Here is an 11147-nt window from a genome sequence, read left to right as displayed (position 1 = left end):
GGGCCGCGCGTTCGACCGGGCTTCGGAACCTGCCCCTCCACGACACCGCCCAGAACCAGGTCTGGCTGGAGATCGTCCAGCTCGCGCTCGACCTGCTGGCCTGGATGCCCATGCTCGCCCTGACCGGCCAGGCGAGGCTCTGGGAACCGCGGCGTCTGCGGTTCCGCCTGTTCTCCGCAGCCGCCCAGCTCGTTACCACCGGCCGGCGCCGCCTCCTCCGCCTCGCATGTCACTGGCCCTGGACAGTTGAGATCACCACCGCTCTGGAACGGCTCATGCTGCTGCCGAATCCGGGCTGACCAGCGGATCCACCTGCCCCTGCGAGAGAGCGTTCCAGTCCAGAGCAGTGGAACCCGGCGTCCACCCGAGACGACACTCGGGCCCTCGGCCTGTCCGCCGTCAACCACAGAAAGCGAAACGGTCCGCCGACTCCGTCGGCGGACCGCCACGAAAGATCGAGGCTAGAGGTCAGCGCGCTGTGCCAGGATTACCCGATGGACTATGACCTGACGCGTCTGGGGTGGCGAGAGTTCGAGCACCTGTCTCAAGCACTGGCCAAGTGCGTGCTGGGCCCTGGTGTTTCAGTCTTCGGGGACGGCAAAGACGGTGGTCGGGAGGCGGCGTTCAGCGGTCAGGTTCCCTACCCCAACGAGCAGCAGGCTTGGGATGGCTATGGTGTGGTACAGGCCAAGTTCAGGCAACGTTCCCAAGGCGTTAGCTCTGGCACCGAATGGCTTGAGCGCCAGATCGAGGCGGAGTTCAAGGCGTGGCTCCACCCTGGTTCCAAGCGCGGGCGGTTGCCAGAGTATTTGATCTTCACGACTAATGTGCCCCTCTCGCCCGTGCCTGAGACCGGTGGCATCGCACGTGTTGATCGACTTGTATCTTCCTACGCCAACAAGTCAAAGGTCGCCCTGAAAGGCTGGGCACTGTGGCACGGCGACGAGATTTGTCGCTTTCTAGACATTCATGAAGGCGTCCGTCGGGCTTTCGCCCACTTCATCACCCCCGGTGATGTTCTCTCACGCTTGCTCACCACGGTCAGTGACGCGGATGCCGATACCGCAGAATTGATCCGCGCTCATGCCAGCAGGGAACTCCTTTCCGATCAGTGGGTGCGCCTCGGTCAGGCTGGAGCTCAGGCAGACGATCAAAAAACGCGACTCGGGCCGGTAGCGGTCGATCTGCTCGCCACCTTTGGAGAGCGTGATGCGCGGCCAGAAATGGAACGGGCCCCCATCTACCAAGACGGACTTAGCTCATACTCAACCCGTGTCGCCGCATATATCCTCGAACGTGGTGATACGGTTCTACGTCCGTCGCGGTACACCTCGACAGAAGCGCGGAATGTCGTGTTGATTGGCGGTCCTGGGCAGGGAAAGAGCACCCTTGGGCAGCTGATCTGTCAGGTCTATCGCGTCGCTCTCCTTGATGAAGAAGGCGAGCATCTCCTCACTGCTGAGGCTCGCGCAATCCTACATGCTCTCCGTCGCGATTTTGCAGAGATCGGGCTGCAGCCGCCCCAGGGCCGCCGGTGGCCAATTCGTATCGCCCTCAATCAGTACGCCAATGCCATTCTTGGCGGCCAGGACGTGAGCCTCCTACGCTTTCTGGCCGACCGGGTAGGTCACCGCAGTTCCGTGCCAGTCACTGGTATCCACATCAAGCGCTGGTTGCGGACATGGCCGTGCTTGCTGGTCTTGGATGGACTCGATGAGGTGGTCTCCCGCCAGACGCGGGAGGAAGTAATGTCCCGCATATCTGATTTCCTTCTGGAAACCCGACAGATCGATGCGGATCTCCTCGTTATTGCAACGACACGCCCGCAGGGCTACAAAGGCGAGTTCCACTCTGGCGACTACGAGGCGCTCACTTTGGTACCCATGCCAGACAGTGATGCACTGCATTATGCCGAGCGGCTCGCCACCGCGCGCCATAGTGATGACCCCGACATGCGCGACACTGTGCTGGAGCGAATCAGAACAGCTGTATCCGAGGATGGCACCACCCGCCTAATGCGCTCGCCGCTGCAGGTGACAATCATGTCTTTGCTGGTGGAGCGACGCGCCCGACTACCGCAAAACCGCTATGAACTTTTTGACGCCTACTACGACACCATCTACGCTCGCGAAGTTGATAAGCCGGGCGCAACCGGACAGCTCCTTGCTGACAATAGGCTCCACATCGATTGGCTTCACCAGCATGTGGGGCTACTCCTACAGATTCGCGCAGCCAAGTCGCAGGAACTGGATGCGGTGATCGAAGATGATGAACTTCGCGAACACGTCCGACAGCGACTGCACGAGGAAATCGAGGACCAGGATGAGTCCGAGGAACTAGCTGGCAATCTGCTGGAAGCAGCAACCGACCGGCTTGTCTTGCTCGTTGCCCCGAATGCGGGTTTTATCGGCTTCGAAGTACGCAGCCTTCAGGAATACATGGCTGCCCGGGCGCTAATCTCCGGTCCTGAAGTCGAAATCGTCCCGCGGCTCGAATCTCTCGCTGCCAGCTACTCATGGCGTAACACCTGGATGCTGGCTGCCGCGGGCATCTTCACACACCGTCCGCACCTGCGCAGCGACCTGATCAACGCGCTACGTTCGCTTGATTCCAGGGACGCTATGACAATGCTTCTGGTTCCTGGGGCGCAGCTGGCGCTAGATCTCCTAGATGACGATTTCAGCCGTCACCACCCTCGCTTTCATAATCTGCTAGTTGACTATGTGACCACGCTAATCGGACGCCCTCCACGAATCGATATTTTCCAACGCGCCGCACATAGTTTGGTTTTGGCAGCACAGCGCCATGAGCAAGCTCGTATCCGAGTCGAACACGCAATACGAGATGCGCTGAGCGCACGTGACGCCCGACTCCTAACGGCTCTCGGAGTCCTAAGCCGCCTGGCCCGAGCTACAGGGCCTGGAAGTGCATGGGCTCGCCGCCTACTTGCCGCGACTATTAGCAACCTCAGATCGGAGGAACGCTCGGCAGCAGCAGTTCTGTCCAGCCAGTATCTTTCAGGAATGATTCCAGACCTCCCTTCTCTCGACTTCGAGGTAGTCAAAGACTCCAATCTCGCCCAGTACCTACGGGATCACCTACCGGCAGGTGAACTATCAGAGCTTGACCCCGTCCGATGCTTCCTTAAGGCACTTAAACGACACCCCGTTCATCAGGTTCGAGTCGAAGGCATTATTATTCCTGTTGTCGAACCTTCACTTCCCCTGGATAGTGAAGAGGCGCTCGCCGCCACAGGCGACCCACAATCGATCGAGGCGTGCATCAACGTCATCAACGCCCAGGACATTAAATCCTGGCAGATCACTATGACTTTCACGCAGCTTCTCGACTTGCTCGCCTACCCCCTGCTACTTCCTCCAGGCGACCTCAAAGTCACCGGCGTTAGCTGATTGTTTATGAACATTCAGCCGGACGGGCAGACGCCCTGAGATCCAGCACGCATTACTGGCCTTTCTTCCTCTTGCTAAATCTGGGCAACCCGAGATCGACGAGAGGGCGTCCTGTTCGGCGCCGGCTGTCTTCCCTTTTGGCACGCAGGAGTTGGAGGGTGAGGTCGAGTCCTTCAAGCTCACCGGCCCAGCCTTCGGCTTGGGCGCGGGCTCGGCGGGTGATGAGATCGGCTTCGAGGTCGTCGAGTCGGTTGATCATCTTCGGGCTGACCTGGAGCATGGGGCACCTGATGCAGGCTTCTCTGAACTAACGAGAGGGTGCCCTGTGATCAGGTGACGGGACGATAAGTCCTGAAGGGGAGGTTCGGTGTGGGGCCGGAGAACGGGTGCGAGCGGCGCGGGTGTTAGCTTCCTTCCCGTGTTAGAACACCAGGATGAGACCAGGGCGGCCTACGATGGGGTCGTCGAGCTCTATGCGTCGATGTTCACTAGTCGGTTGGAGACGCGGCCGTTCGCGCGGAACATGATCGGCATCTTCGCCGAGCTCGTGCGCGATTCGGGGAACCTGCGGGTAGCCGACGTCGGGTGCGGCCCCGGTCATCTGACAGCCATGCTGCACGACTTGGGGCTGGACGCCTTCGGGCTCGACCTCTCCCCGGCCATGATCGCCCACGCCCGGCGGGCCGAGCCGGCGCTGCGGTTCGACGAAGCGCGCATGGAGGCCCTGCCGGTCGAGGACGGCGCGCTCGGCGGAGTGCTGGCCCACTACTCGATGATCCATACCCCACCTGGAGAATTGCCCGCGCTGCTCGCTGAGCAGGTGCGTGTCCTGGCACCAGGGGGTCTGCTCCTGGCGTCCTTCTTCGGGACGGAGGGGCCGGAGCCGGTCCGCTTCGACCACAAGGTGGCGCCCGCCTATAGCTGGCCAGCGGAGCAGTTTGCCGAGTTGCTGACGGGGGCCGGACTCGTCACGGTTGCTCGGTTGCTCCACGACCCAGCGTCCGAGCGGGGCTTCCTCGACACCCATCTGCTGGCCCGCCGCCCGTAGAGCGTGGATCGCGGTCTGGGTCGGGGTGGTGTAGATCATCCGCGTGGATGAGGCTCGGCTAACTTGAAGGTCCTCTTGCCGTACTGATTCGTGTCGCGATCTGGTTGAAGCGGGGCATGCCGAGATCAATCACTTGGCGTTGACGGACTTGCTCTGCATCGAGCTGGGCGAGCTTGTCCTCTGCGCTGGCAAGGCTGACTTGGAGTCCTTCGATCTCACCGAGCCATCCCTCCTGTTCAGCTTCGGTGATTCGGGCGATCAAGTTGTCGCGGATCTCGGCAAGCCGTGCCCGTTGGGCCGGGTCAGGTCGGAGGAGCGAGCATCTGACACAAGCGTGCTCATGGATGCAGGGGGATCCGAAGGCGCGTGCACAGGTGCCGATGGACACCTTCCGCTTCTCGAAGTGGGCGAGGAAGGCGTCCCACTCCTCCTCTGTCGGGATCCGGTACTCCTCGCCGGGACGGGAGGCCCGCCGGCGGGCGATGAACGCCCGGTGGGCCTCGATCGTCTCGGCAGGGTAGACCGCCTTGTATCCGATTGTGGTGTCGATGCTCTTGTGACCGCAGATGACCTGGGCAATGTGCGGGGGAAGTCCGTTCATGATGGCGTCGGTGACGAAGATCCTTCGAAAGTCGTGGGGAGAGAAGGAAAGCACCTCACCTTCGGCGTTGGTGAGCCCGGTCGCGTCCAGCGCATTGATCAGCAGTTTGCGGATCGCGGTCGGCGTGAAAGCGCGGTGCTCGGAGCCGATGCCGCGCTGGAACAGCAGCGGCATCGGCGGGTTCCAGACCTTCTCGCGGACGTCATAGGCGGCCACCAGCGGAACCATCCCGCCTGGGCCGCGTAGTCGACTGATGATGGCGCTGAGGACGTCGGCGAGTTCCGGACTGACCAGCAGGAGTCGCTCGGTGTCGGTCTTGGACGGAGCGATCTGCAGCAGCGGGACGACCTCGCCGGTGGACGGGAGCCGGTACTGGGTGATGCTGTGGTGCGTGAGTTCCAGGAGTTCCTCGTTGCGAACGCCGGTCAGACGCAGGACCTCGATCGCGGCGAACGCCCAGAAGGCTTCCTCTTCTTCATAGGACAGGTTCCGTCGGCGCCCGCTGGAGGTCTCCTCGGCCCACATGAGATGGCCTGCGGCCTTCGGGGCGATGGCTCTGCGCAGGGCCCCGCCGGTGCCGGGGATCAGTTCTCCGGGCTCGGTGTCTCCCGCTGTCGGCGTACACGTTCGCGTGTACGCCGACAGTCGCCGACGGTGATGCCGAGGAGTTCCTTGGCGCGTGCGCCGCTGGAGACGAAGATCTCCAGCAGCGCACGGTCCCTGTCGCAGTTCATCGCGGTGAGCAGTTCGTCCCACAGCCGGTCGGGAACCGACCGCGGCGACCGGCCGGACACTCGCTGCCGTAGCCGGGCCCGGCCCACCATCGGCGTAGGTTCCAGCGGATTGCGGTGCCCCAGCGCGCGGCGCCGCTGCGCCGAGTGCGGCACCGGGTTGACGACCGGTCCGCGGCCGTGATGTGCGTGGAACTCGTAGAACCCGCTGATCACCGTCAGAGCGTGATTGATGGTGCGCGGCGCGTACCCGGCGCACAGGGACGCCTTGCCCGTGCGGAGATTGACCGTCCCGGCCACCGGAGCATCGGTCCGGTGCCGCTGACGCTGCGGGTTAGCGGCCGAGCGCAGCCAACCCGTCAGCACCGCGACCTCCGACTCCGTCGCACGCTCCCATCCGGTGCCCAGCAACCACAGCAAGCGGAACCACCGCAGCATCCCGTAGCCGTAGCTGCGGCAGGTCAACGGGCTGGAATCCCCAAGCGCCAGGTCTCGCAGAAACGCGGTGACCGGCTCGACCTCGGCCCCCGCCGCATCGAGCATCGCGTACGGCGGATGTGCCCGGTTCACCTCCACCACTCGTCCAAGGCGAGGGATGGCCCTGCGGCCCTCCATCAACTCTTCGCGTAGACCCATCACTTGCTCCTTAATCGCGGCCTGTTACGTCGTGACCAACGAGGCGAGGATGGTGCAGTTAACAGAGCAGGCGTGGTCGGCGAGCCAGCGGGCGAATCCGGCCCGCCGGTCAGCGGGCCGGCCGGAAAGGTCGTGGACGAGTTCGTGCCCGCAATCGTGCTCGATGGTCCATTTCGTAGCACTGCGGCCTGGTTCTCCTGCCCGAACACGGTCCAGACCGCGAGAACGGCTGCCGTTGCGACCTCGACCTGCTCGGCGCTGGGGCAGGAGCGGACATGTCGCCGGTGGCACTACTGAGCGCCACCAAAATTCCGACAATGGGTTTGCTCTAGCCGCCTAGTGTCCTGGCCATGGACTCTGAACGGCTCAAGCTCTCTTCGCGCAAATGGATGATCGCGGCCTTCGCCGCGCTCGCCGAAGGCACGTCGTCTCATGACCTGGCGGTCCACCACGCCGGGATCGCTGCCGAGCACCTCCTCAAGTCATACCTGGCCAGCCTCCACCCGGCTCTCGTAGTGGAGGGCAAGGATTTCAACTCCTTGCTCCACGCGACGGGTCACGGGGCACACGCTTCGGTTCCCGCAGAGCAGGTCAAGACCATCGGCTTGGCCGAAGCCCATGCCCGAGCGCAGAAGATCTTGCGGAAGAAGATGCCGGTCGATCAGCGGGCGCTTGGACCGCTAGCCAATGCTCGTAACGGCGTCGCACACAGTGGCATGTACGACCGGTCAGAGGTCAATGCCGTCTTCACCACGTGTCTCCGGCTGATCGACCCCTTGCTCGTCGAGCTCAAGATCGACACTTCCTACTGGGGCCGTTACGAGTCCCTGCACGACCGGCTTCTCGAAGAGAACGTGGAAGCTGTCCGTGTCCGGCTGGAGAGCAAACTTGCTCGGGCCAAGGATGTCTTCTCTGAACGTTACGGCCACTTGCCACAGAAGGAACGCGAGCTCGTCCTCGGCACGATTGCACGAGTCTCTTCTCCCGGCTACATCGAACACGACGAGCCCGCAACCTGCCCGGCATGCGACTCGCAGGGCTGGCTTAGTGGTGACACGCACGTGGACGAGGATGAGTGGGCGGTCATGTTCACCCCGTTCGTCTTCACCTGCCCAGCCTGCGACCTGCGTGTCGAGCACGAGGAACTTGAAGAGCTGGGGGGGCTTGCGGAGGAGGTCAAGCTGGATGAGCCACCAACCGACTTCTACGCGGACTGGGAGCCAAGTGAAGTCCGTGGATCTTCATGGGATGGAGGACCATTCCACAACTTCTGATAGCCGGACTTACCAACAACGCTCCCGGGACCCCCAGTGGTGGAGCCCCGGGAGCGTCAGGCGGTATAGACAAGCTGGCGGCCGTAGATCCGCCCGTCGACGAGATACGCTGGCGCAACAACGAAGGAGACTGGCGCTTCGGGGTCGCACGATGCCCAGGCGTCCTGCCGTTCAGGGTCCAGGGGCGCTCCTGCGGTGTAGGTGTAGCTCCATTCGTGTGCGAGGTCGATCTTGGCGATGCGCTCCGCCAGGGCGACGCAGTCGGTCCGCAGGCGGTTGATCGCGGCCTCGGTGCCGGGGTCGTCCGCGAGGCGGAGGGACTGCTGGATGGACCAACTGGAGGCCGGCCTCTTGTCCAGGAGGTGCTGGATGAGTTGGGACATGAGGAAGGCGGTGCGTTCCCGGTTGGGGCGGTGTCGGGCGAGGTCAGTTCTGTCGCTGTACTGGCGGGAGAAGTTCTGGAACTGCTGTTCCACCAGTGTCCGGGTCTGGCGGGAGAGCTCCTGGTGCTCGCAGTGCTGCGCTCCCGCGAGATCGCCGCGCCGGTCCAGCTGGGCGGCGAGGAGGCTGCCCAGCTGGCGTTCGAGGCGGTTGATGTGCCGCCACATGCGCTGGTGCTCGGTAGCGCCGCGGTGCACCTCGAACTCCAGCGCCACGATCCGCTGGTGGGTGGCCTCCAGCTCTTCGTCGAGGCTTGGTACGGGGTCTGGGAGGATGTCCGGGCCCCGGTCGGGGCCAGTCAGCCACTCGTCTTGCGAAGGTTGCCTGGGTTCACGGAACAACATGGGTCTCTGCTCAGTAGTTGGAGTGGAAGCGGACCTGCGCGATGGCCTCGCCGCCTCCTTGCACCAGTTCGGCGCGGACCTTGATCTCGGTCTCGCCGAACTTCATGAAGGTCCGCACTGCGCGCTCCCTGCGGTCGAAGCGCATGACCGGGCTGAGGTCGATAGTGACCTCTGCCAGCTGGTCGCAGCCGTCGTCGGTGATGTATCGGGGTTCGGTGTCGCGGGTGGCGTAGACGCCGAACGCGATTTCCTTCTGCCGCTCGAACAGGGGGATCAGCGTGTGGCAGACCTCTGCGTCCGTCGGCACCGATTGTCCGGCAGTGGTGTAGATGTTGAACCGGTCCCCGCACTTGTCTCCGTCCGGGGTCTTCAGCCGGGAGGATTCGGGGTCGATGCCCTCTTCGAAGAGCATGGCGGTGTCGATGCCGTAGGTGAACCGGCTACGGCGTGCGCGGGTCTGGGGGTCGTAGCAGAAGTGGACGGCGCCGGCCAGGACAGCGATGTCGGGGTTCGGCGGAACGATGATGGTGGCGCGGGTCCCGAAGCGTTCCTTGATGGCCTGCTGGAGGTACGGCGAGTTGCTGAAGCCGCCGGCGAGGACGATCACGTTGGGGGTTTCGGAGTCGCTCTGGGCGGACTCCATCTCGTTCAGCTGGGCCTCGACGAGGTCGAGGGTACCTGGCACGACGGTGTCGAAGAGCGCGTGCAGCTGGGCGGGGGTGAGGACGATGGCGTCGTCGACCTTGTTCTGACGGCGGGCCAGTCGGCGGCGGCCCGTCGCTCCCATCTTCCGGTCGATGGCGGTGGGAATGAGGAGGTTGAGGTTGTCCTCCTGGTCGAGCCGGACAGCGACCTTGGCGCGCTCCCACTGATCGATCATGTGCAGCAGGGCGTCGGGGCAGGCTTTCCGGATGTCATCCATGACTTCCTTGCCGAAGCCTTCGAGGAGGTATTCGCCCTCGACTCGGCGGTTGAGGAAGTCCGAGCCCAGTCGGTCGCCGAGAGACCGCCCGATCTCGACCATCTTGCCATCCTGGTCGTTCTCGTAGGCGGTGATGTCGATGGTGCCGCCACCGCAGTCGACAACCATGAAGCGGACCCCCGGGGCCATCAACCCTGGGCCGGAATCACCGTGACGTGCTCCGGAGACACGGGCGTAGTGGGCGGCGGCTTCGGGTTCCAGCGAGAGCAGGACCCGGCCGTCTTCCCCAGGCAGTCCGGCGTTCTTGATCACATCGCGACAGATGGCCTTCTGATAGTCGCTGAAGCAGGCGGGCACCGTCAGTACCCAGCGGACATCGTCCTCGTCGTAGCCGCTGGCGGTGATCTGCTGGAGCATCGTCTGCACGACCTGGCGTAGAAGCATCGTGAGCAGGGACGCCGTTTGGAGGTCCCGGGAGCTCACGCCGCTGGCGTGGTCGGTGCGTTCGCGCTCGGGGGCGCCGTCAGCCGGGCTCGCATCCTCCGCCGCCTCCACGGCCTTCTCCGTGCTGCTGTTCTCCTCCAGGGCTCCGAGGTCCATCTTGAAGCCGTGGTAGTACTTGGCCCTTGCCGTGCGCAGGGCCAAGCCCTGCGTGAGCCACATGCGCCTTGCTTCGTAGCCCCACGCGATCATCTCACCGTCGGCGTCCAGGAGGAGTGCCGAGAGGTTCTTGACTGTGGGTGCTGGCTGCGATTCCCAGTTGTTGAAGAAGTGGATCTTTCGCGTTTCCGGGGCCTCGTTGTCCGGTGAGGCTGTGGTCCAGCCTCCGCCGATCGCGTAGGTCCCCATGTCTACGGCGGCGAAGACGCGGGGGTCGAACATTTAGGGTTCCTTGACTCGGACGGTGCCGCGGGTTGGGCTCCTTCGGCGGGCCTGCCGACGGCGGGGGCAGTCAAGGTGTCCCAGAGGGTGGGTGCGCCCCTCAACTTCCGGACCTGCCAGAGGCAGGACATTCACCCGTCCAGACCATCAGAGATGTGCAATCCTGCACAGTTTGCGCATTTATGCACAGCGTGTCAGCCCCCTGCCAGCCACCGCGGGTTCTACGCTGCCGCGCATGGAAATGGATAGGCGCAGGTCGTCTCACATGTGCGGGCCCGGTTCTCCTGCCTGGATCACACCGCTGCCGAAACCCGCGGCTGACGCGGTGATCCGTGCGAAGCTCACGGAGTACCGGCGCATGTGCCAGGAACGCGACCGCTTGATCCTTGAAGCGAAGAAGGCGGGCCTCTCCGAGGTATCCATCGCAGATCTCACCGGGCACTCTCGCAACACAGTGCGGAGCGTCCTGAAAGCACACGGGATCTCGTGATCAAGCCCTTAGAGGTCCTAACAAAGGCGTTGGACGTGTCGGTGGGTGATGAGGCAGGTGGCGAGGCCCAGGAAGGCCTCGTGGATGTCGTCGCGTCGTTCCCATCGGATGCGCAGGCGGCGGAAGCCGTGCAGCCACGCGATGGTGCGTTCGACCACATACCGGAAAACTCCAAGGCCGGAGCCGTGTTCCACTCCTCGTTCGGCGATCACCGGGCGGATGCCTCGCTGCCACAGCATCCGCCGGTACTTGTCGTGGTCGTAGCCGCGGTCGGCTAGGCCGTGTTTTAGGAAGCGCGGGCGGCCAGCCATTTGGTGAGGTCGCCCGCGATCTGGTTGATGGCGGTCTCGACGCTGACGTCGTGCTCG

Annotated in this window: 10 protein-coding genes; 4 read left to right on the top strand and 6 right to left on the bottom strand. The window is 63.6% G+C overall.

The annotated features are described in order from the left end of the window. Positions 1–299, top strand: a 299-nt coding sequence (locus AB0P17_RS42660) for a transposase (protein WP_365820429.1), incomplete at its 5' end; no start/stop codon positions are given. A 195-nt stretch (positions 300–494) separates the two neighbouring features. Further along, positions 495–3410 (top strand): hypothetical protein, encoded by a 2916-nt coding sequence (locus AB0P17_RS42655; protein ID WP_365820427.1) that lies wholly within the window; start codon positions 495–497, stop codon positions 3408–3410. A 52-nt stretch (positions 3411–3462) separates the two neighbouring features. On the opposite strand, the gene AB0P17_RS42650 is transcribed toward AB0P17_RS42655, so the two are convergent. After that, positions 3463–3690 (bottom strand): recombinase, encoded by a 228-nt coding sequence (locus tag AB0P17_RS42650; protein ID WP_365820425.1) that lies wholly within the window; start codon positions 3688–3690, stop codon positions 3463–3465. A gap of 138 nt (positions 3691–3828) precedes the next feature. On the opposite strand from AB0P17_RS42650, the gene AB0P17_RS42645 reads away from it, so the two are divergent. Beyond that, a complete protein-coding gene (locus AB0P17_RS42645; protein ID WP_365820423.1) occupies positions 3829–4458 on the top strand; it encodes a class I SAM-dependent methyltransferase in 630 nt (209 codons plus the stop codon). Between the two features lie 58 nt (positions 4459–4516). Here AB0P17_RS42645 and AB0P17_RS42640 read toward each other — a convergent pair whose 3' ends face one another. After that, a complete protein-coding gene (locus AB0P17_RS42640) occupies positions 4517–5584 on the bottom strand; it encodes a site-specific integrase (protein WP_365820421.1) in 1068 nt (355 codons plus the stop codon). Between the two features lie 59 nt (positions 5585–5643). Next, positions 5644–6426 carry a hypothetical protein gene (locus AB0P17_RS42635; protein ID WP_365820419.1) on the bottom strand — a complete coding sequence of 261 codons (783 nt, stop codon included), beginning with the start codon at positions 6424–6426 and terminating at the stop codon, positions 5644–5646. A 350-nt stretch (positions 6427–6776) separates the two neighbouring features. On the opposite strand from AB0P17_RS42635, the gene AB0P17_RS42630 reads away from it, so the two are divergent. Continuing rightward, on the top strand, positions 6777–7700 hold the full coding sequence (locus AB0P17_RS42630) for a hypothetical protein (RefSeq protein ID WP_365820417.1): 924 nt from the start codon (positions 6777–6779) through the stop codon (positions 7698–7700). Between the two features lie 56 nt (positions 7701–7756). Here the strand turns inward: AB0P17_RS42630 and AB0P17_RS42625 are convergent, their stop codons facing one another. The 3 genes from AB0P17_RS42625 to AB0P17_RS42615 all read right to left on the bottom strand — a co-directional run. Continuing rightward, positions 7757–8485, bottom strand: a complete 729-nt coding sequence (locus AB0P17_RS42625; protein WP_365820415.1) for a hypothetical protein — start codon at positions 8483–8485, stop codon at positions 7757–7759. A 10-nt stretch (positions 8486–8495) separates the two neighbouring features. Further along, on the bottom strand, positions 8496–10289 hold the full coding sequence (locus AB0P17_RS42620; protein ID WP_365820413.1) for an Hsp70 family protein: 1794 nt from the start codon (positions 10287–10289) through the stop codon (positions 8496–8498). A 507-nt stretch (positions 10290–10796) separates the two neighbouring features. Further along, a partial coding sequence (locus AB0P17_RS42615; RefSeq protein WP_365820411.1) for a transposase occupies positions 10797–11147 on the bottom strand: 351 nt, incomplete at its 5' end.

The sequence above is a fragment of the Streptomyces sp. NPDC088124 genome (assembly GCF_040685895.1).
Taxonomy (GTDB): Bacteria; Actinomycetota; Actinomycetes; order Streptomycetales; family Streptomycetaceae; genus Streptomyces.
The sequence above is the reverse complement of the archived record's forward strand: the minus strand, read 5'-3'. Positions and strand labels throughout refer to the sequence as shown.

Excerpts from the sequence above, each read along its gene's own strand:
- AB0P17_RS42635 (WP_365820419.1), bottom strand. The coding sequence starts at position 6,426 with ATGGGTCTACGCGAAGAGTTGATGGAGGGCCGCAGGGCCATCCCTCGC.
- AB0P17_RS42625 (WP_365820415.1), bottom strand. The coding sequence starts at position 8,485 with ATGTTGTTCCGTGAACCCAGGCAACCTTCGCAAGACGAGTGGCTGACT.
- AB0P17_RS42655 (WP_365820427.1), top strand. The coding sequence starts at position 495 with ATGGACTATGACCTGACGCGTCTGGGGTGGCGAGAGTTCGAGCACCTG.
- AB0P17_RS42640 (WP_365820421.1), bottom strand. The coding sequence starts at position 5,584 with ATGTGGGCCGAGGAGACCTCCAGCGGGCGCCGACGGAACCTGTCCTAT.
- AB0P17_RS42630 (WP_365820417.1), top strand. The coding sequence starts at position 6,777 with ATGGACTCTGAACGGCTCAAGCTCTCTTCGCGCAAATGGATGATCGCG.
- AB0P17_RS42650 (WP_365820425.1), bottom strand. The coding sequence starts at position 3,690 with ATGCTCCAGGTCAGCCCGAAGATGATCAACCGACTCGACGACCTCGAA.
- AB0P17_RS42620 (WP_365820413.1), bottom strand. The coding sequence starts at position 10,289 with ATGTTCGACCCCCGCGTCTTCGCCGCCGTAGACATGGGGACCTACGCG.